This is a genomic window from Phaeodactylibacter xiamenensis (assembly GCF_965229835.1).
Taxonomy (GTDB): domain Bacteria; phylum Bacteroidota; class Bacteroidia; order Chitinophagales; family Saprospiraceae; genus Phaeodactylibacter; species Phaeodactylibacter xiamenensis.
Map to the genome: position 1 here is coordinate 1,394,247 of NZ_OZ245931.1, position 19,857 is coordinate 1,414,103.

Annotated in this window: 16 protein-coding genes; 6 read left to right on the plus strand and 10 right to left on the minus strand. The window is 50.4% G+C overall.

What is annotated here, in order from left to right; translation table 11 throughout:
• Positions 1–11: 11 nt before the first annotated feature.
• Complete coding sequence (locus tag ACO08I_RS05060) at positions 12–2,882, minus strand: SusC/RagA family TonB-linked outer membrane protein (RefSeq protein ID WP_282774283.1); 2,871 nt, start codon at positions 2,880–2,882, stop codon at positions 12–14.
• A 500-nt stretch (positions 2,883–3,382) separates the two neighbouring features.
• On the opposite strand from ACO08I_RS05060, the gene ACO08I_RS05065 reads away from it, so the two are divergent.
• Positions 3,383–4,696 (plus strand): SLC13 family permease, encoded by a 1,314-nt coding sequence (locus ACO08I_RS05065; protein WP_421948702.1) that lies wholly within the window; start codon positions 3,383–3,385, stop codon positions 4,694–4,696.
• Between the two features lie 10 nt (positions 4,697–4,706).
• A complete protein-coding gene (locus ACO08I_RS05070) occupies positions 4,707–5,057 on the plus strand; it encodes a hypothetical protein (protein WP_052516426.1) in 351 nt (116 codons plus the stop codon).
• Positions 5,058–5,093: 36 nt separating this feature from the next.
• On the opposite strand, the gene ACO08I_RS05075 is transcribed toward ACO08I_RS05070, so the two are convergent.
• The 7 genes from ACO08I_RS05075 to ACO08I_RS05105 form a co-directional block, all read right to left on the minus strand.
• Entirely contained in the window at positions 5,094–6,776 is a 1,683-nt protein-coding gene (locus tag ACO08I_RS05075) for a glutamine--tRNA ligase/YqeY domain fusion protein (protein WP_282774279.1), read from the minus strand.
• 39 nt (positions 6,777–6,815) lie between these two features.
• Complete coding sequence (gene argS / locus ACO08I_RS05080) at positions 6,816–8,762, minus strand: arginine--tRNA ligase (RefSeq protein WP_421948703.1); 1,947 nt, start codon at positions 8,760–8,762, stop codon at positions 6,816–6,818.
• A gap of 87 nt (positions 8,763–8,849) precedes the next feature.
• Complete coding sequence (locus ACO08I_RS05085) at positions 8,850–9,284, minus strand: hypothetical protein (protein ID WP_044228231.1); 435 nt, start codon at positions 9,282–9,284, stop codon at positions 8,850–8,852.
• A gap of 98 nt (positions 9,285–9,382) precedes the next feature.
• On the minus strand, positions 9,383–9,940 hold the full coding sequence (locus ACO08I_RS05090; protein WP_282774276.1) for an RsmD family RNA methyltransferase: 558 nt from the start codon (positions 9,938–9,940) through the stop codon (positions 9,383–9,385).
• 10 nt (positions 9,941–9,950) lie between these two features.
• A complete protein-coding gene (locus ACO08I_RS05095; RefSeq protein WP_282774274.1) occupies positions 9,951–10,787 on the minus strand; it encodes a DUF3822 family protein in 837 nt (278 codons plus the stop codon).
• Positions 10,775–11,362: a hypothetical protein gene (locus ACO08I_RS05100; RefSeq protein WP_052516427.1), complete on the minus strand. Its 588-nt coding sequence runs from the start codon at positions 11,360–11,362 to the stop codon at positions 10,775–10,777. The genes ACO08I_RS05095 and ACO08I_RS05100 overlap by 13 nt, the downstream gene beginning before the upstream one ends.
• Before the next feature lie 163 nt (positions 11,363–11,525).
• On the minus strand, positions 11,526–11,915 hold the full coding sequence (locus ACO08I_RS05105; protein ID WP_282774271.1) for a bactofilin family protein: 390 nt from the start codon (positions 11,913–11,915) through the stop codon (positions 11,526–11,528).
• A gap of 61 nt (positions 11,916–11,976) precedes the next feature.
• On the opposite strand from ACO08I_RS05105, the gene tsaD reads away from it, so the two are divergent.
• Positions 11,977–12,972, plus strand: a complete 996-nt coding sequence (gene tsaD, locus ACO08I_RS05110) for a tRNA (adenosine(37)-N6)-threonylcarbamoyltransferase complex transferase subunit TsaD (protein ID WP_282774269.1) — start codon at positions 11,977–11,979, stop codon at positions 12,970–12,972.
• A gap of 21 nt (positions 12,973–12,993) precedes the next feature.
• Here tsaD and ACO08I_RS05115 read toward each other — a convergent pair whose 3' ends face one another.
• Positions 12,994–13,665: a DUF697 domain-containing protein gene (locus ACO08I_RS05115; RefSeq protein ID WP_421948704.1), complete on the minus strand. Its 672-nt coding sequence runs from the start codon at positions 13,663–13,665 to the stop codon at positions 12,994–12,996.
• Between the two features lie 469 nt (positions 13,666–14,134).
• Here ACO08I_RS05115 and lepB point away from each other — a divergent pair, with 469 nt between their 5' ends.
• Genes lepB through ACO08I_RS05130 form a run of 3 tightly spaced genes read left to right on the plus strand, consistent with a single transcriptional unit; the run spans position 14,135 to position 18,158 of the window.
• Positions 14,135–15,745 (plus strand): signal peptidase I, encoded by a 1,611-nt coding sequence (lepB, locus tag ACO08I_RS05120; protein WP_282774266.1) that lies wholly within the window; start codon positions 14,135–14,137, stop codon positions 15,743–15,745.
• 9 nt (positions 15,746–15,754) lie between these two features.
• Entirely contained in the window at positions 15,755–17,389 is a 1,635-nt protein-coding gene (locus ACO08I_RS05125) for an aspartate:alanine exchanger family transporter (protein WP_282774264.1), read from the plus strand.
• Positions 17,390–17,402: 13 nt separating this feature from the next.
• Entirely contained in the window at positions 17,403–18,158 is a 756-nt protein-coding gene (locus tag ACO08I_RS05130; RefSeq protein WP_282774262.1) for an SDR family NAD(P)-dependent oxidoreductase, read from the plus strand.
• A 58-nt stretch (positions 18,159–18,216) separates the two neighbouring features.
• Here ACO08I_RS05130 and ACO08I_RS05135 read toward each other — a convergent pair whose 3' ends face one another.
• A complete protein-coding gene (locus ACO08I_RS05135) occupies positions 18,217–19,494 on the minus strand; it encodes a hypothetical protein (RefSeq protein WP_282774261.1) in 1,278 nt (425 codons plus the stop codon).
• Positions 19,495–19,857 lie beyond the last annotated feature (363 nt).

The following is a 19,857-nucleotide window of genomic DNA, read 5'->3' on the forward strand; positions in this document are numbered from 1 at the left end:
GTCTGGTCTGATTAAAATTCAGCAGTAACGTGGAAGTAAGCCTGACGCGTACTTGGGAAAGGCGTTACCTCAATCCCCGTCGACAGACCGGTAGTTCCTTTGGTGGATACTTCCGGGTCGTAGCTGCTGTAGTCAGTCAGTGTAAGCAGGTTACGGCCGGAAACACCAACACGCAGACGGCTAATGGTATTGCTGAATTTAGGCAGGGTGTAGTACAGACCAACCTCACGCAAACGGAAGTAGGAAGCATCCTCTACAAACCCGACCAGATCGGCATACTCCTCAGGTGTTGTACCACCAAGGTTGGTTAGCAGGCGGGACAGATTGAGTACATCGCCTCCTTCTTTCCAATGGGTCAGGAAGGTAAAGTCGATGTTATTGCCAATCTTAATCTGGTTAAACCAGCCCAACTGGAAGTCAGGCTCCACATCACCAATGGTTACAGGGCCCTCTGCACCATTACCCTTTAGCTGTGTGATAGGCTCGCCTTCTTCAACAAAGAAAGTACCCAGGCCCAAACCAAACGCAACACCGGTTGGAACAAATGGCGGCACGCCCAGGCGAGTCACTTCCGAGCGGTTGTACCAGTAGTTTACTGTAGAGTTCCACTGGAATTTCTCACGATTGACCGGAGTGAAGCCCAGCTGTACCTCCAAGCCCTGGTTACGAAGGTCAAAATCGCTCCGGCTTTCATCCGCCCAGCCTGTAGAAGATGGGATGTCAAAGTCATAAAGCAGGTTCTCTACATCACGGATGTAGTAAGTTACGCCAAGATTCAGTTTGTTGTTCAGGATACCAAAGTCAGCTCCAAATTCCAGTTCCTGAGAAGTTTCAGGCTCCAGGTTTGGATTACCAAGACTACCACCTGCACGGATACCTACCTGTCCACCAATATTAGTGGAAGCCAGCGTCGTGAACAGCGAACCGAATGAAGCACTGCTGCCCGTTTCACCGTAAGCAACCCGCAGCTTAAACTGATTCATGCTATTGATGCTCCAGAAGTCAAAGTTGGCTACGTTGACCGCCAGCGATGCCCTCGGGAAAGCAAAAAACTGGTTGGGATCACCGTTCAGACTCGACTTGTCAAAGCGGATACCCACCGTACCGATGATCTTGTCATCCCAGTTGACTTGCTCCTGAGCGACAATACCGAAGTCTTCTTCCGTTGCCCGGGCCTGGCTGATTTGCTGTGCACCGGAGTTCTGAAGGTTCGTCTGACCGGGGATCAACTGTGTAGCCCGGTTGAGGACCAGATCCCGGTCAAAGTTCAGATAGGTCATACCAATCTGCGTATTAAAATTGATATTGCTCTCTGTGTAGTGGTCCAGCACTGCAAAAGCCTGATAGTTATAGTTCAGCAAGCCATTGCGGCCCTCACCAATAAAGCCGTTGTTGCCGCCTGCCTGCGCCTGATGGGTCTCCGGCACATAAACGGAAGTCTCATTCATCAGAAAATCAACGCCCACATTACCCGTCAGCTTAAAGATCGTACGGTCCGTCTGATAGAGGTTAACTTCCATATTCGCACCGGAAATGAAGCGGTTGTTGCGCTCTTCGTTCCAGGTATTGTCGCGTACAAAAATGGGGTTGCCCGCCGCGTTAGGGTTCGTCGGGTAGTTGCCCAGCGCATCCGGGAACAGGTTCACCCAGTCACGGGTGAATGCCAGATTGTAGCCATAGCTCAGGCCGCCCTCGTTTTCATTACCGGTAAAGCTCCGGCTCGCAAAAGAGTTGATGTAGTTGGCATTAACGCCCATTTTGATCTTATCAGAAATGCGGTGGTCCACATTCAAACGCATGGAGAAGCGCTCAAAGCCAGTATTTTCAATAATGCCTTCCTCATCCCGGTAGCTGGTGTTGAAGTAGAACGTCGTTTTCTCATTACCACCGGAAATGGACATACGGGAATCTGTAATGAAGCCGTCATTGCCATAAATTTCCTGCTCGTAGTCAAAGACTTCACCATCTGCTACAGCACGCTCGAAGCGAGCCCGCTCATCCGGACCGAAGGCTTCTTCCACTTCAGCAGCCGTGTACTGACGGCGGCCTACGAAGCGCTGAATGGTGTTCACACCAAAGTCCTGCTCGAAGCGTACCTTGGTTTTTCCAGCCTGCCCCTGCTTGGTCGTAATGATAACCACACCGGCATTTGCCCGGGTACCATAAATAGCAGCGGCTGAAGCGCCCTTCAGCACCTCAATGCTTTCAATATCCTCAGGGTTTAGGTCAGCCAGACGGTTGGAAGCATTCTCCTCAGAGCCGGAGTTCGCACCGGAGGCAAAACGCAAGCCACTTGGAATTTCAGCATTGCTGATGTATACCCCGTCGATAATAAACAGCGGCTGGTTGTTACCGGTCAGGGAGGAAATACCCCGCAGGCGCATAGCAATACCACCACCGGGCGCACCGGAGCTGGAAATAATGTTCACGCCGGTCATCTTACCGTACAAAGCACCATCTATCGTTTGCTGAGTGGTCACCTCGGTAAGTTCCTGGCTCGAAATGGTAGATACGTTGTTCGCCAGATTGGAGCGTTTCACACCAGAAGCAAGGCCCGTCACCACCACCTCTTCGAGATCGGCTATGTCTTCTTCCAGGGTAACATTCAGGCGGTTGTTGTCCGGAGTAGCCTCTATTTCCTGGGAGGCAAAGCCGGTGTAGGAGAACAGAAGGACAGCACGCTCTCCTTTGACATTTAGATTAAAGTCACCGTTAAAATCAGTAACGGTACCTGTTGTGGAACCTTTGACAATGATAGAAACCCCAATCAGAGGTTCTCCACTCCCATCGGTTACGTTGCCAGTCACATTGAACTGAGCCATTGCTGTTGCCGTAGTGAACAGCAAAGCCAGCAGCATGCTGAACTTTGTAGCGTAATTCATACAATTTTGAGTTTAATGAACTAATGAATGCAAAGCACGGTGGCATTAAGCCACTTTGACATAATAATAGAGCCACGTACACATCCGTGGCACATGGTTTTTATACTGCTGAACTGAAAAAGCCAGACAGCTTCCGGTCTTATGAATCGCTAATTTTGCTTGTGTCCCAATAACCTGACGGGCTGGAACCGGGGTGCAGATTTGTGATTTAGCCCTGCTGTTAGTTGGGGGATAAATATAGTAAATTTTCTCACGCTTACATTTTTCTTCTATTTTTTTCGATAAAATTGGCAATTCGCCCGTCAATAATTGGCAAATACCTCTTCAAAACAAACAATGCAGAATACACTCATTTTCAAAGTGATAAATATCAGCCAGGCCAAACTTTGGCATCCCGGTGATATCACCTAATATTGACGCTTAATTCTAAAGAGATGGAACTGATTTTCCAACGACTACGGCCTCACTGGCCTGCTTTAAGCATCGCAATCGCCTTTTTATTGGCCCATTCATTCGGTCTGTACCGGGCTGTCTTGGGGCTGGGGCCGGGCGAATCTGTGGCGCTGACTATTCTTCTGATCACAGCACTTTTCTGGATTACAGAAACAGTCCCCCTTTATATTACGAGTATGGGGGTACTGGCAATGAGTGTCCTTTGGCTGCTCCCCGTCCTCGAAGGACTAGGCAAAACAGCAGAAAAGGATGATTTCCTTCAAGCCTTTTTTGGAGATATCACCCTTTTATTCATGGGTGGCTTTGTGTTGTCTGCTCTGCTCAACAAATTCGGGCTGGCACGCCGCATCGCCAACTGGATGATCCAAAAGACCGGCAGTGCGCCCGAACGGGTACTCCTGGGCCTGATTGCCATATCTGCACTCTTGTCCATGTGGATGAGCAATACAGCTACAGCTGCAATGATGTTTGCTATTGTGGGGCCCCTGATTCTTCAAATCCCGGCAGGGTCTGCCTTTTCCAAAGCCATCGCTCTGGCCATTCCCTTTGCCTGTAATATTGGCGGGCTGGGTACGCCTATTGGTACGCCGCCCAACGCCATCGCCATGGAATACCTCAACCGGGCGGGCATAGAAATTTCCTTCGCCCTTTGGATGATCATCAGTATTCCACTATTGCTACTGTTGCTTGCGGCGCTTTGGCAACTGTTGCTGCGGCTCTATCCTCCCGGAGAAATTGAAATTACCATAGACGAAGACCCTGCCTCAGCCGATAACTTTACCGTGAGACAAAAGATTGTCATGGTCATATTCGTCCTAACCATTCTGGGCTGGCTTACCGGTGGAATGACAGGGCTCAGCACTGGTTTTGTAGGGCTGTTGTGCATTATCACCAGCTTCGGTATTGGTTTGCTCAATACGGCCGATTTCCGGAATATATCCTGGGACATTCTGTTTATGCTCGGTGGTGGCCTTTGCCTGGGTGTGGTGCTCGATGAAAGCGGCCTGACCGATACGATCGCTCATGCCCTACCTATGGACCAGGGATTCCTGTTTGTCTTTGCTATTCTACTCCTTATGGCGGCCGGCATGACTACCGTGATGAGCAATACAGCTACGGCCAACCTCCTGATACCGGTTGCCGTCTCTCTGCCTGGCAATGAGCTGCTGTTCTCCATTGCTATTGCTATCATGTGTTCCACGTCCATGGCACTGCCTGTGAGTACCCCGCCCAACGCAATTGCTTTCGGTTCCGGCCTATTGCAGGCAAAGGATATGCTAATTGCAGGCCTTATCCTAACTTTATTGGCTTTGATCGGTACTGCGATCACAAGTATTTTCTATATTCCCCTATTCTTTTAAACCCTAACCTATGGAACTTCACGCTCAGCATTGCCAATTTTGTGATTCCACGGATATGAGGAATATCCTGGTCCGGAAAATCGGCGAGTCAGATAAGGTTTTTGTGCAGTGCCAGTCCTGCGGGTCATTCGTGGCCAGTTATGTGATTGCCCCCCTGGGCTACTACCACCACGGCAAAGGGTATGATTCCTTCCTGCGGGGCATACACCGAAGCGGCGAGTTCATGAGCGGCAGAAATATTGCCCGCATGTTCGAAGACCGCAAAGAGCAGGATATCGAAGAGTTTAAGGAGGTCCTGCGGCTAATCCAAAAGAAGGACCATATCGATGATCCAAAAGAAAACCCCGGAGAAAAACAGTAATCTCCGGGGTTTTAAACCTTTTTACACTCAGCCTGCCTAACCTTTGTTCTGCAGCTTCGCCCAGGTATCCCGCAGCGTCACCGTCCGGTTGAATACCCAATGGTCAGCCGTCGAGTCAGGATCCACGCAGTAGTAGCCCATCCTTAAGAACTGGAATTGCTGCCCGGCTTCCAGGTTTCCAACATTAGGCTCCACATACGCCTCTTCGAGTATCTTCAGCGATTCCGGATTGAGGAACTCCAGGAAATCCTTGTCCTCGTGGCGGTCTGGCGTAGGATCGGTAAACAGGCGGTCATAAAGCCGCACTTCTGCCTTTCGTGCATGTGCAATGGAAACCCAGTGAAGGGTGCCTTTCGCCTTGATGCCGGAAGTGTCATCACCGGAACGGCTGTCTGGGTAGTACGTGCAGTGTACTTCCTTAATCTCGCCCGTAGCCTCATCCTTTACATAATCCTCGCAGTGCAGAATATATGCGCCTTTCAGGCGGACATCACGACCAGGCCCCATCCGAAAGAACTTCTTCGGCGGGTCTTCCATAAAGTCTTTGCGCTCGATATAAATCTCTCTGGAGAATGGCATTTCCCGGGTGCCCATCGACTCATCCTCCGGGTTGTTCTCCACTTCCATTTGCTCTACCTGCCCTTCCGGATAGTTGGTGATTACCACCTTGAGCGGATCAAGCACCGCCATAATTCGCGGAGCGGTCTTATTCAGTTCATCGCGCACACAAAATTCGAGCAGGTTGAGATCAATAAGGTTTTCCCGCTTTGTCGTACCGGCTTTGTTGCAAAATGTCCGGATAGCCATTGGTGGATAGCCCCGGCGGCGCATACCGGAAAGCGTTGGCATACGGGGATCATCCCAGCCGTGCACGTGGTCTTCCTTGACCAGCCGGAGCAGCTTTCGCTTACTTGTGATCATATAGGCCACGTTCATACGCGCAAACTCAATCTGCCGGCTGGGGAAGATTTCCAGCTTTTCGATGAGCCAGTTGTACAATGGCCGATGGTGGAAAAACTCCAGCGAACATAAGCTGTGGGTAATGCCCTCAATGGAATCCGATTGCCCATGCGCGAAGTCGTACATGGGATAAATGTTCCAATCACTGCCAGTACGGTGGTGGTCTTCCCGCTTAATACGGTAGAGCACCGGGTCGCGGAGCAACAGGTTGTCGTGGCCCATATCGATTTTAGCGCGCAGTACCTTGGAACCGTCAGGAAACTTCCCGTCCTTCATCCCTTCAAAAAGCTCCAGGTTTTCTTCCACGCTGCGGTTCCGGTAGGGGCTTTCCTTACCCGGTACGCCAATATCCCCTTTCTGCTCCGCAATTTCCTCAGCAGAGGAGTCGTCTACATAGGCCAGGCCTTTCCGGATGAGGTCCACTGCAAACTGGTACAACTGCGAAAAGTAATCGGAGGTGAACAAAGCCTCCCCTTCCCAGTCAAAACCCAGCCATTTAACATCGCGCTTGATGCTCTCCACGTATTCGGTTTCCTCCGTACTGGGGTTGGTATCGTCAAAGCGGAGGTTGGTTTTACCGCCGTACCGTTGAGCAATTTCGAAATTGACCGTTATAGCCTTGGCATGCCCGATATGCAGGTAGCCGTTAGGCTCCGGTGGGAAACGGGTATGTACGCGCCCGCCATGCTTGCCATTTTTGATATCTTCTTCAATGATTTGCTCAATGAAGTTTAGAGATTCTTTGGTTTCGTTGCTCATATCTTTAGATTCTAATAGTCTTTTTGGGAAATCGGCGGTTTACATCCGGGCTGGCATTTCGATGCCCAGGAGTTGCATCCCGGTCTTCAGCGTATGCGCCACCGCCTGTGACAATTTCAGCCGGAAGGCTTTAGCCGCATCCGACTCTGCATTCAGAATACTGAAGTCGTGATAGAACCGGTGGTACTGTTTCGCCAGATCATAACAGTAATTGGCCACGCCTGAAGGATCATAATTAGCCGCAGCTTCCTGAATCACAGCAGGAAAGGCATACAACTGGCCAGCCAGAGCCTTTTCGATGGTTTCCAGTGTCGCGTATTCAGCGGCTGCCTGCAGATCCTGTTCTCCGCCTTTGCGCAGCACCGACTGAATCCGCACATAGGCGTTTTGCACATAGGGCCCGGTCTGCCCCTGCATGTCCACCGATTCCTTGGGGTCAAATACCATCCGCTTCTGCGGCTGCACCTTGATGATGAAAAACTTCAGCGCCGCCAGTCCGATTTGCCGGATGATGGCTTCCCGTTCCTCTGTATTCAGATCATTGAGGGTATCCCGTTCTTCTGTATTTTGCCGGGCCTCAGCAATTACTTCAGCCATCAGGTCATCCGCGTCCACCACGGTTCCTTCCCGGCTCTTCATTTTGCCGGAAGGCAGGTCAACCATGCCGTAGCTGAGGTGGTAAAGCCCTTCAGCATAGGGCTCGCCCAGCCGCTTCAGGGTCTCAAACAAGACCTTGAAGTGATAGTCCTGCTCATCGGCTACCACGTAGACCATTTTGTCCACGCCGAAATCTTTGTACCGTTCCTGTGCTGTACCGATATCCTGAGTGATGTAAACGGAGGTGCCGTCACTCCGCAGCACCAGCTTATGATCAAGCTTGGCATCCGTCAGGTCAATCCATACCGAGCCATCCTCCTTTTCGTAGAAAATCCCCTTCTGAAGGCCCGTCTTGATCGTGTCTTTGCCAAGCAGATATGTATCAGACTCGTAGTACAATTTGTCAAATTCCACACCTAGCCGTTCATAGGTCTCGTCGAAGCCTTCGTATACCCAGCCGTTCATCTGCTTCCAAAGCGCGATCACCTCTTCATCGCCTGCTTCCCACTTCAACAGCATAGCTTTGGCAGCCTGCCCGAGCTCACTGTGTTCGTTGAAGTAAGTGTTTTTATAAATCGTTCCGAAAAAATGCTTTTCCAGCGTGTATTCAGCCGGCTCAAAGCCTTTGCCTTCCCGCTCTGCTTTCGCCATAGCTTTGCGGGCTTTCTCGTCCAGCGTTTTCTCCGCTTTTTTCACAGCCTTCTCATCCGCTTTCCAGGCTGCGAATACCTGCTGTCCGGCTTCGGAAGCCTGCCAGGTTTTGTATTCTTCCTTGAAGGCCTGCTCAAACTTTACATAGAAATGCCCTACGAAGTGGTCAGGCTTCTGACCGGCGGAGGCAGGTGTGGCTGCATTTCCAAACCGCTGCCAGGCCAGCATGCTTTTGCAAATGGCAATGCCCCGGTCGTTGACCACCTGCACTTTCACCACCTCATAGCCAGCCGCGTCCAGGATTTGGGAAGTCGACCAGCCCAGCAGGATATTCCGGATGTGGCCCAGGTGCAACGGCTTGTTGGTGTTAGGGGAAGAGAACTCTATCATCACCTTTTGCCCGTTAGCCGGCAAGCGGCCAAAGTCTTCTTTCGCATAGATATCGCCTACAAAAGCTGCCCAGAAGCTATCGCTGACTTCCAGATTAAGGAAACCTTTGATCACATTGAAATCGGCAACATGCGCCACCTGATCTTTCAGGTACTGCCCCAGTTCTTCCCCAATTTGTTCCGGCTTTTTGCGCGCTATCTTCGTGTAGGGGAATACCACCACGGTATAGTCGCCCTCAAACTCTTTGCGTGTCGGAGACAAGGTCACGGAATCAGCGGTAACGTCAGCATCATAAAGGCTTTTAACAGCCTGTACTACGCCAGATTGAATCGTTTCTATAATATTCATCTAATAAGGGTATTGCGGCAAAGCGCCAAAAGTATCAATTTTTGAGGAGTTTCGTGCAGCTTTCTGCAGCCCATTTGCATAACCGTATCAGGCGCGGGGAGAAGTACGCCTGAGTATGATTTTGCCGGGGATGCACTCTGAATCGCCGGTATTGCCGCTCCAGGGGCCTTCGAGCTTATCCTCCTTACCCTGAGATACGATGAAAAGAGTGGCTTGCTTAAAGCACCACTCCATGTTTTCGTGCTTCCAGTGATCAATGATCTTACTTTCCTCCCAGTGAATGGCTTTATCGCCAACCAACTGCCCTTCCAGCTTCATTTCCGCAAAAATATCTCCATATTTAACGTAGGAACGACCGGTGATTTTATTCCCTTCCTGTTGCAGGTAAAGCGTAAAATCATACTCCGGGGCGTACCCTCCTGTATTTTGAGTGAGAGTGCCAGTCCAAGTACCAGTGAAGTCATATTGGGCTTGAGTAAGCGCCGGAAAGACCAGGATCAGTAGTAGATAAGACCATTTCATAGCAGCATGCAAATTAGATTTCTTACATTTTCAGGAACCGGGTTGACTGGACAACACCTCAGTCTGGTGGGTAGTTCCCTTCAAGCTAAAAACGAAGATCAGGCTTGTTCATCCGCAGTATGGCCAAAGAAGCTGAAAATGGTTTTCCCGTAATGCCGCTCCTGCTCGTAGTTAGGGTGATCCTGATAACTGTGGTTGGGGTTGTGCTCCATCACAAACAAGCCATCAGCTGCTAACAGGCCATGCTCAAATACCAGATCAGGGATGCTGTCAATAACGGGCAAACCATAAGGCGGGCCGGCAAAGATGTAATCGTACTGCTGGCCGTCCAGCGGCATAAATTTAAATACGTCACTATGCACGATCCGGAGTTGGTCTTCGATTCCCAGCTCCTGTGCCGTTTTTTTAACAAACTTGACACATCCTGGAAACTTATCCACATACGTAACATCACGGCAGCCCCGGGAAATAAACTCATAGCTGTGATTGCCCGTGCCACCAAAAAGGTCAAGAACCCTCAGAGATTCAAAGTCAAACGTGTTGTAAAGGATATTGAACAACCCCTCTTTGGCAAAGTCAGTGGTAGGCCGGGTGGGCCAGTTCTTCGCTGGCGGGTTAAAGCGCCGTCCTTTAAAGGCTCCTCCTATAATGCGCATAGACAGATTATTATAGCAAGCTCAGGCTGAGCAAATCAAAGTATTGGTAAGCCACCTCGCGGTCGTTTTCCAAATCAAACTTAAAAATGGCCCGGGTGTCCATAAACTCCATGAGGGGAAGATAACGGGCAAGCAAGCGATAGATTTCGGAGGCCTCGACCAATTGGCCACTCAGATACACCCGCGTGGATTCTGCGCTAAGCCCGGCCTGTTCGAAGACCAGCATAGCGTAATAGACAAAATCTTTGGCGCTCCGGTAACGGTAGGCATTGAAAAAAGCCAGAGCCCCATTCTGCAGTACGCTGGCAAAAAGATGCCCATCCAACAGGTGAAAATAGGCTCCATCTTTATGATTGACCAACCGGCGCTGTCCTTCCAGAAGCACATGGCCCAGATGGAAAATCCTGCAACCCGAAAAGAGGCGGCGGGCAGCCGCTTCGAGCGAATCTTCCACCGCATAAACAAAACAGGTATGGAGTGATGCCACCTGATCGGCAAGGACGGTATCCCGATCCGAAAGCCGGGTAGTACCTTCCAGATAAGTGAGGTGGTCATCCGGGTTGTAAAGCCGGTCCGGAACAATGACCTGCCTCGGGGTGGCAAAAGCCAGGCGGATGTTCCGAAAGGAGGCAGATAAGAGCTCATCCTTTCGGTGAAGCTGCTCCAGCATATCCGCATCTAAGGGCCTATCTTCAAGGCTATACTGCCGAAGCGCCAGAAGCCGCTGCTGATCGCTAAGTATGGCAAAACCAAAACTGTCCACCCCCACAAGGATGGACAGTTCATAGGTCTTCGTATGACTTGCTTCAAAAGTTGGCGATATGAGCTGTTGGATTATCTTTCCCAATTGCCGGAGAGGTTTGGTGCATTCATGTTACCAAACTTCAGTACGCTATTGGGGTCATAGCCGCTGTCATAACGAGCAAAGCGGGGGTCCTTAAAGGCACCCATAAACTCTTTGCGGCGCACGCCCACTTCAACAACAGGTACCGTTGTGCTTTGGTAGGTAATGGTATCCGCTTTGATATCAAAGGATTGACCACGACCGTAAGGGACATAACGCAGAGAATCTAATGACATTCCCATCACCGCACGAATGGAATCATAGGCAGGGAGATAAGTCGTGTCATAAATGATTTTACCGGTAAAGTTCGGATCATCAGGGTCACCAATCACTTTAACAATGGCAAAGCTGTCGTTCTTCAAGACATAAGATAAAGAATCAAAGGATGGCGCAAACCCGCCTTTGATGTTCCGGAAGGCTTCCTGAGCCGTACGAATCTTCATCAGTTTGTCAATCACAGCATTTTCCCGCTTTTCTTTCTCGGCTTTAAAAGCGATAGGCTCCTGAATACTGCTGATCAGTACCCAGACCAAACCTACTACGATGGCGGCTAGAATCAGGTTAATGACTATTCTCATTTTTCGGTTTGTTTTGACGCAAGTATAAATAATTTCCCCCGAAAAACTGGTATCAGCCCACGAGCAATTTTACCCTATCGTGGCAGAAAGGCACTGGCTCAGACCTTCCCGGAACAAATCTTGCTGACCTTCAGCCTGCTAGCTAATGACAGGCCAACCCTGCTTATTCTCCAATTCGGCAGCTCCCGTTGTAGGTTGCGCCTTCTTCCACGGACATGCGTTTGGCCTGTATATCTCCTTTAATTTTTGCGGTACTGGTAAGCTGCAAAGCCCCATCCACCGTGAGATTGCCCGTAATCCGGCCTGAAATAACGGCTGTACCTGCCTTTACCTCGCCATCAATAGCTCCTTTCTCACCCACTACGAGGCGCTTGCTGCAGTGAACGGTCCCTTGTACGGAGCCATCAAGCCGGATGTTCTCTTCTGATTTAAAATCGCCTTCAATGTGCGTGCCGGGCGATACCACACAGTTAGCATCTGTGCCGCGCAGAGCAGCTGATGAAGCGTTAGATGCTGATGGTTGCTTTTTCTTTCTTAATGCTGGCGCTGCCATAATCTATACTGATTTTGGGATTGTTACTTATGTTTGCAGTCAATGAAATAAATTCAGCAATATGCCTACCACCATACTGGCGATAGAGTCCTCCTGCGATGATACTTCTGCTTCTGTGCTTATGGATGGGAAAATCCTGAGCAATTGTGTTGCCAGTCAGGATGCGCATCGTTTATACGGAGGGGTCGTGCCCGAGGTTGCATCCCGCGCTCACCAAATTAATATTATTCCGGTTGTGGACCTGGCCATCAGGCAGGCAGGGATCAAAAAAACCGACCTTGATGCAGTAGCCTTCACCCGGGGCCCGGGCCTGATGGGCTCCCTCATTGTAGGGGTCGCTTTCGCTAAATCGCTGGCTCTCAGCCTGGATATTCCGCTTATTGAGGTCAACCACATGGATGCGCATGTACTGGCACATTTTGCGGAGGCCCCCAAGCCCCGATTCCCTTTCCTCTGCCTGACCGTTTCGGGTGGGCATACCCAAATCGTTAAAGTGGATGCGCCTGACCGCATGGAAGTCCTCGGACAAACCCTGGACGATGCGGCAGGAGAAGCCTTTGACAAAACCGGAAAATTGCTTGGGCTGGAATACCCTGCCGGGCCAATCATTGATAAGCTGGCCCAACAAGGCAAACCTGTTTACGACTTTCCGGAACCGAGGATACCGGATCTGGACTTCAGTTTCAGCGGGCTGAAAACCTCCATTCTTTACTTTCTAAAGGAACAAATTAAAGAGGACCCGGACTTTATTCAGCATCACCTGAGTGACATCTGTGCCTCCGTACAGGACCGTATCGTCAGCATCCTGCTCAAGCGGCTACGCAAGGCAGCCCGGCGCACCGGGATCAAAGAAATCGCTATTGCCGGTGGCGTGTCCGCCAACTCGGCTTTACGGAGTGGACTGGCGGAAATGGGGCAAAAAGAAGGCTGGCAGACTTATATTCCCAAATTTGAATACTGTACCGATAATGCGGCTATGATTGCCGTTGCGGGCTATTTTAAATATCAGGCCGGGCAATTCACAGATCAGTCGGTGCAGCCGGCAGCCCGGTTTTGATGGATTGGTGAAAATCTTTTGCTAAAAAGACGCAATCAGCTTAGCCTTCATCGACTGGAACTCTTCTTCAGAGAGGATGCCTTCGTCCCGTAGTTTGCCCAGCTCCCGCAGGCGGTCAAGCACGTCTTCCTTACTTTTAGGCGGTTCGGTTGCAGCGGCACCGGTAGCCTCCGGCTGAGTGTAATCTGCCGGATTGTCCTTTACTGCTTCCTCAGTGGTTGGTTTCGACGTCTTCTCTTTACGCAACTGCTCTGCTACTTTTTTACCTTTCTCAAACTGCTCCTTGTACATCTTCTTCAGTCGGGCAGGGTCAAAGTCTAAAATGGTGCCACCTGACTCATAATGCCGCTTAAATACCTGCCCGAGGGCGTAGGTAGAAGCACCAGCAAATACGGAAACCGTAATGCCGCCTACTACTGAACCAACCACCGGGATCATTTTCGCAAGGCTGCCGGCGCCGATCCTGGCCAGGGTAGAGCTCGTCAGGGAAGTGACAATCGCTTTGCCCTGCGTCTCTGAGAAATCCACATCGTACACCTTGCTCATTTGCCGGATCATATCCAACTGTACCGCGCTGACTGCAAAAATATCAGCAATCAGCACCGGAATCAGGCCGGAGCCCATTGACCATACCACGTGGTTACGAATAATGGTGTCAACGTGTTTGCTCCGCTCGCTTGTTGATTCGCTCATAAACTGCGATTTTACTTTTTTGATACCGTAATCGAAGAAATCTTTCGGTTCCATAGACTGAATTGATTCGGTTCCAATAATAAGTGCTTTTGCCTGAAGCTGCCACTTTTTTCGACTACTATCCGAAAAACAGCGATTGGCATGCTGGGAACAGGCCCGCTTGCTTTTATCTTAAACAACACGAACACCCCCTGGTTCTGTCCTCCATATTGTGCCTTATTTGGAGCGCACTCACCATAAATTCAGTAATTCATCTGATATTCGCTGGTGTTCGTCCAGGCGCCTGCAATCGAAACCCTTGCCCGGCGTTTCCCTTATGCGAATCCTCCGGAACGCACTTTACCGGCTTTGGCAAGCACCTCCGCAGCGGTAGCTGTCACCGCTACAAACTGCCGAAAGTGCAGCCGTATATTTTTTTTCCGTCCCGAAGGAGTATATTTGCGCGTTACCAAAAGTAAATCAACACGGCATGGGTTTCTTTCTCTTTTTATTGATCAGCTATATTCTGCTCTCCATCAGCCTTTTCTTTTTGTTTCCCAAGGCGGGGGTAGATGGGTGGAAGGGCCTGGTCCCTGGCCTGAATTTTGTGGAATGGTGCAAGCTCATCGGCCGGAAAGGTACGCATGCTGCCTGGCTGCTTTTCCCTATTGTCAATATCTTCATCTATGCCGGTATGGCCATCGATATGGTGCGCTCGTTCCGGCACTATGGTTTTCTGGACAGTGTGCTGGCGGTGCTTTTCGCGCCCTTTTACTTTTTTTACCTGGCTTTCAAGCCGGAGGAACAGTACGATGGCCCCACACTGATCAAAGAGGCGGAGTACAAACAACAACTTCTGGAAGCACAGGAGGAGAACCAAACCCGCAAGCTGAAGAAACTACAGAGCAGCAACCCTTACCATAAGTCTCAGGTCAGGGAATGGGCGGAGGCGGTGATTTTTGCTGTATTTGCAGCCGCTTTCATCCGGATGTTCCTGATCGAAGCCTACGTTATCCCAACTTCTTCTATGGAGGGATCCTTGCTGGTTGGGGATTTTCTGTTTGTCAGTAAAGCCCACTATGGCATCCGTACGCCGGAAACGGTGGCCATGATCCCGCTGCTGCATAACCGTGCGCCGGTTATCGACGCAGAGTCGTACCTGAAAAAGCCCAAGCTGCCTTACTACCGCCTGCCTGCTCTCGAAAGCATTGACCGTAACGATCCCATTGTTTTCAACTATCCGGAGGGAGATAGCGTCTACATTTTCCCTGGCCGGACCTGGAGCATACACGATTACAATAGGGGCGCTATCCCGCCACAGTACGCCCGGCAGATCAAGACGGGCAATAAGAAGCTGGTCGTCCGCCCTATGGACAAAAAGGACCACTATATTAAGCGCGCAATTGCAGTAGGTGGCGACAGCCTGGAAATCCGCGACCGGCAGGTGTACATCAATGGGCAACCGGCAGATAACCCGGAGCACCTGCAGTATATGTATCAGGTGACCTTCCCCAATGCAGCGATCAATACCCGTCAGTTTTCAGACTGGGGCATCTCTTCGGAGGACATCATCGCTCAGCAGGGCAATACCACTTTCATTATCGTTCTTTCCAATGAACAAAAAGCCAAAATCCAGGGCCTGGACGAAGGCATCACTATGGAGCCTATGAACATCGGTGAACTGGATACCAACCCGGAGAAGCTCTTCCCGCACGACCCGAAAAACTTCCCCGGCTGGACAGTGGACAACTACGGGCCGGTTTATGTGCCTGAAAAAGGGGCCACAATAAAGGTCAGCCCTGAAAACATTAGCCTCTACAAACGCATTATTGGAGTGTACGAAGGCAACGAGCTCGCAATCCGGGACGGAAAGATTTTCATCAACGGGGAAGAAACGGACGAGTACACCTTCAAAATGAATTATTACTGGGCTATGGGCGACAACCGGCACAACTCTGAAGACAGCCGGGTTTGGGGCTTTGTCCCCGAAGACCACATCGTCGGAAAGCCTATCATCATCTGGTTCTCTACAAAAGAAGGGTCGATTGGCAACGGCATCAACTGGAGCCGCCTCTTCAAGTATGTAGGTAACCTGAAATAAAACAGCTGCATGGTTGACGCCTTCATCGAAAACCCTCTATTGCTATTATTCGTAGTAGCTGGCCTGGGCTACGGTGTGGGCAGTATCCGGATACGCGGCAGCAACCTCGGTGTAGCCGCGGTACTGTTCGTCGGGCTTGGCGTTGGCGGGCTCAGCCCGGAGCTCCATATTCCGGATATTATCATCTTTCTGGGGCTGGCCATGTTTGTTTACACGATTGGGCTAAGCAGCGGGCCCAGCTTTTTCGCTACGTTCCGGCAACGGGGGTCAAGGGATATTGTATTTGTGATCGTCATGCTCACCCTTTCGGCATCCATTGCCTTCGGGCTGCATTTCCTGTTCAGCTTCGATGCCAGCACCACCTCCGGGCTGTACGCAGGCAGCACGACCAATACCCCTGCATTGGCTGGTTTGCTGGATGCCATAAGCAATGCTAATCTGAGCAGCGTTGACTCCAAATCGATGAGCGAACGCGCTGTAATTGGCTACTCCCTCTCCTACCCTATGGGCGTCATCGGGGTGATGATTGCGATCAATGTCATGCACCGGTTGCTGAAGATCGACTACCTGGCTGAGGAGCGGGAACTCAAGCAAGAATACCCGGTGCGGCAAACGGTGACCAGCAAGACGGTAGAAATCACCCAACCTGATGTTACCGGTATCCCGCTGCGGGATTTGAAGCGGAAACTCAATGCAAATGTGGTTTTTGGCCGGTTGGTCCGGGGAGATGAGACCCTCCTGACCAATTACGATACCAACTTACAGGTTGGTGATCAGGTTGCCTTGATCGCCGATGAGGAGGAAATTGAACGGGTTACTCAGCTACTCGGTAAAAATATGCCTTTCCGCCTGTCCTCCGACCGGTCGGAATATGACACCCGCCGGATATTTGTCTCCAATCCTGATATTGCGGGCGAGCGCCTGTCTACCCTCAACCTCAACGAGCGATTTGCCGCCATCATCACCCGCGTAAGAAGAGGCGATATTGACCTGCTGGCCAACTCTAAGCTTGTGCTGGAGCTGGGCGACCGGGTCCGCTTTGTAGCCCGCCGGCAGGACATCCCCAAGATTTCCAAACTCTTCGGGGACTCCTACGATGCCCTCAGCCGCATCAACCTGCTAAGTTTTGGGCTGGGCATGGCCCTTGGCCTGCTGTTGGGCATGATTACCTTTCAATTGCCCGGCGATGCTTCCTTTAAGCTGGGGTTTGCTGGTGGGCCTATCATCGTGGCGCTAATCCTTGGAGCGCTGAGGCGTACGGGCCCAATTGTCTGGACGTTGCCCTATAGCGCTAACCTGACGCTCCGGCAGATTGGCCTGATCCTGCTCCTGGCAGGAGTGGGCGTGAATTCCGGGCACACCTTCGTGGATACCGTTGCGCAGGGCGGCGGCGGTATTATTTTCCTGGCTGGTACCATCATCAGTTTTATCACGGCTATTGCGACCCTGTTCATCGGTTACAAACTACTGAAGATACCCTTCAGTTTCCTGACGGGTATGGTGGCCAGTCAGCCGGCGGTACTCGATTTTGCCCTGGAGAAAGCAGGTAATAAACTGCCCAATATTGGCTTCACGTTGATGTTGCCCGTATCTTTAATTACCAAAATCGTCTACGTTCAATTCCTATTCGCTTTATTGCGATAAACCCTCCAAGTCTATGAATTTTACAGGCAAACGAGTTCTGATTACGGGCGGCTCCCGTGGTATCGGCAAAGCTACGGCTCAGGCTTTTGCGGAAGCAGGTGCACGCGTGGCCATCAATTTCAACAGCAATAAAGTTGCTGCGACCGATGCCATCAACAGCCTTACTGGCGAAGGCCACTTTGCGGTCCGGGCCAATATCAGCCATCCGGAAGCGGTGGAACGCATGGTGGAAGCAGTAGCTGGAGAAATGGGCGGTATCGATATCCTGGTCAATAACGCGGGGGTTTTCATACCTCACCCGATTGCCGAAGTGAGTTATCAGGCATGGCAGGAAGCCTGGCAACAGACCCTGGACACCAATCTGACGGGGGCCGCGAATGTCACCTACTGCGTTGCGCAACAGATGATTGAGCAGGGCGGCGGACGTATCGTTTTCGTATCCTCCCGTGGCGCCTTCCGCGGAGAGCCTACGCACCCTGCCTATGGTGCATCAAAAGCCGGCATGAATGCTTTGGCACAGTCCCTGGCGCAAGCGCTGGCACCTCACAATATTTTCATTGGTACGCTGGCTCCAGGTTTTGTGGAAACAGACATGACAACGGAGCACCTGCAGGGCGAAAGCGGGGATGCCATCCGCAGTCAAATCCCAAATGGCAGAGTCGCCCAACCTGAGGAAATGGCGCATTGTATCCTTTTTTTGGCTTCTGAACAAGCCATGTATACCACTGGCTGCATCTTGGATGCAAACGGCGCATCTTACCTGAGGTAAATGCAAGGGATAAACAGAATGCAGATTTGATGGGGTTCCCTCCCCAAAGCTCAGTAGATCAATTCCCCCGAGCTAGTTTCCCCAGTTCTTGTTGCAGCCACCATTGGTCAAAAAGTGGCCTGACTGTTGTCATTTGCTGCTCAATTTTTTGGTGGCGCCGCTGGTACTGAGCGGTACTAAGATAAGGGCTCCGCTCTTGCAGGTCAGCAATTCGTTTACAGATTTTGAGGAAATTAATGATCGACTTTCGATAGTCTGCCGCCACCTCGCGATTGCGTTGCATTCTGATCTTGCAGGCGTCCAGGAAGTAATGAAAGGAAAAATAGTCTTTTTGGGCCAGGTAGATTTTCAGGAGCATAATACTTCCATTAATATCATAGTATCGGTCAGTAAACTGGACTTCGCGCAAGAGATCCACCGCCTTGTCATAAGTCTTTGTGGTGTAATAAAACTGTGCTAAGGAGTAATTATAGATATTGTCGGCTTGGACAGGAGACAGGTACTGTCGATAATCCTCCAGAAACTCTCGTATCCATGGAAAAGCTTCTAGCTGTAGCCCGAGAGTGATGATATTCTTAAAATCATTAGCAGGAAAAATACCGTCCAGTAAGAATAAGCCACGGTCCAGCTGATACTGGTAGAGCTTCAACAGGTGTTGTGAAAAATCTCGCTGCCCCCCGTTGATCTGACGAATACAGTAATTCTGTGCATAGCGGTAAATCTCACGCATTTCTTCAGGAGGGAAAGTGGAAGGATGTACCAACAGCAAGTCGACAAATTCCTGGTAATCTTCCATCGAAAAATCCGCCTGTAAACTGCGCCAAACCTGCCAGTAAATCGCAATAGCGGGAACCTCGCGGAATCGGGTTTCCTGTTTAATGACCTTTAATATTTCGGGTAATAAATGCGGCGCATACTCGGCTTGAATAATTCGGTTGCGATTGAGCATTTCGCAGGCAAGCCGTAGTTTTTGTATAATAAAATAATGATCCAACGCATCCGATTGTCGTTGCAAGGCAGGATCATAGCGGCGTTCCTGCTGCCGGCCAAAAAAGCGGTCCTGCTCCTGAGCCAGTAGATAAGTTCTTTCAAAGTATTCCGCATCGCGATAAGGGTACTGCTCCAGGGATTCTTTTGCTGGGTTAAGGAACAATTGAAAATCATGATCAGATTTCCGCTCCTGCAATTGCCTGAGAAACAGCAATTCCTCCCATTGCCGATTAGCTTGTTGCTGCACCAGCCAGCTCTGCAAAGCCACGTAAAGGGCGTTGCACTGTTTGCGCAGATAATTGCCCGAAAAGCCTCTGCCCCGAAAGCTTTTTTTAAAAACTGCCATTTTTTCAAGCGCTACTGCGGGAAAATCCGGATGGTACGACAACAGCACAGCCAACAACTTTTGAGGCGCACTGTTACCTGATGGGGATCGGGAAGTTAGCCACTGCGCAAAATCTTTCGCTTCTTTGGGTGAAAGGCTTTGAAGCAGACGTACAACTTTGGTATTATTTAAGGAATTATCCCCCACTGACAATCACTTTATATCACTGATAATCAACTTTTAATAAAAAAGTCTTTTCTAAAGATAAGGAATAATTATCAATCAATGTATTTTATTGAATCCTAATAAACCTGCATGTTTGTAATCGTCGATAGAAGGCTCCTCCAACAATGAGCAGCCACCATGACTTTCTAACATCAAAAA

Excerpts from the sequence above, each read along its gene's own strand:
- ACO08I_RS05060 (WP_282774283.1), bottom strand. The coding sequence starts at position 2,882 with ATGAATTACGCTACAAAGTTCAGCATGCTGCTGGCTTTGCTGTTCACT.
- ACO08I_RS05070 (WP_052516426.1), top strand. The coding sequence starts at position 4,707 with ATGGAACTTCACGCTCAGCATTGCCAATTTTGTGATTCCACGGATATG.
- ACO08I_RS05075 (WP_282774279.1), bottom strand. The coding sequence starts at position 6,776 with ATGAGCAACGAAACCAAAGAATCTCTAAACTTCATTGAGCAAATCATT.
- argS (WP_421948703.1), bottom strand. The coding sequence starts at position 8,762 with ATGAATATTATAGAAACGATTCAATCTGGCGTAGTACAGGCTGTTAAA.
- ACO08I_RS05085 (WP_044228231.1), bottom strand. The coding sequence starts at position 9,284 with ATGAAATGGTCTTATCTACTACTGATCCTGGTCTTTCCGGCGCTTACT.
- ACO08I_RS05090 (WP_282774276.1), bottom strand. The coding sequence starts at position 9,940 with ATGCGCATTATAGGAGGAGCCTTTAAAGGACGGCGCTTTAACCCGCCA.
- ACO08I_RS05100 (WP_052516427.1), bottom strand. The coding sequence starts at position 11,362 with ATGAGAATAGTCATTAACCTGATTCTAGCCGCCATCGTAGTAGGTTTG.
- ACO08I_RS05105 (WP_282774271.1), bottom strand. The coding sequence starts at position 11,915 with ATGGCAGCGCCAGCATTAAGAAAGAAAAAGCAACCATCAGCATCTAAC.
- tsaD (WP_282774269.1), top strand. The coding sequence starts at position 11,977 with ATGCCTACCACCATACTGGCGATAGAGTCCTCCTGCGATGATACTTCT.
- ACO08I_RS05115 (WP_421948704.1), bottom strand. The coding sequence starts at position 13,665 with ATGAGCGAATCAACAAGCGAGCGGAGCAAACACGTTGACACCATTATT.
- lepB (WP_282774266.1), top strand. The coding sequence starts at position 14,135 with ATGGGTTTCTTTCTCTTTTTATTGATCAGCTATATTCTGCTCTCCATC.
- ACO08I_RS05125 (WP_282774264.1), top strand. The coding sequence starts at position 15,755 with ATGGTTGACGCCTTCATCGAAAACCCTCTATTGCTATTATTCGTAGTA.
- ACO08I_RS05130 (WP_282774262.1), top strand. The coding sequence starts at position 17,403 with ATGAATTTTACAGGCAAACGAGTTCTGATTACGGGCGGCTCCCGTGGT.
- ACO08I_RS05135 (WP_282774261.1), bottom strand. The coding sequence starts at position 19,494 with ATGGCAGTTTTTAAAAAAAGCTTTCGGGGCAGAGGCTTTTCGGGCAAT.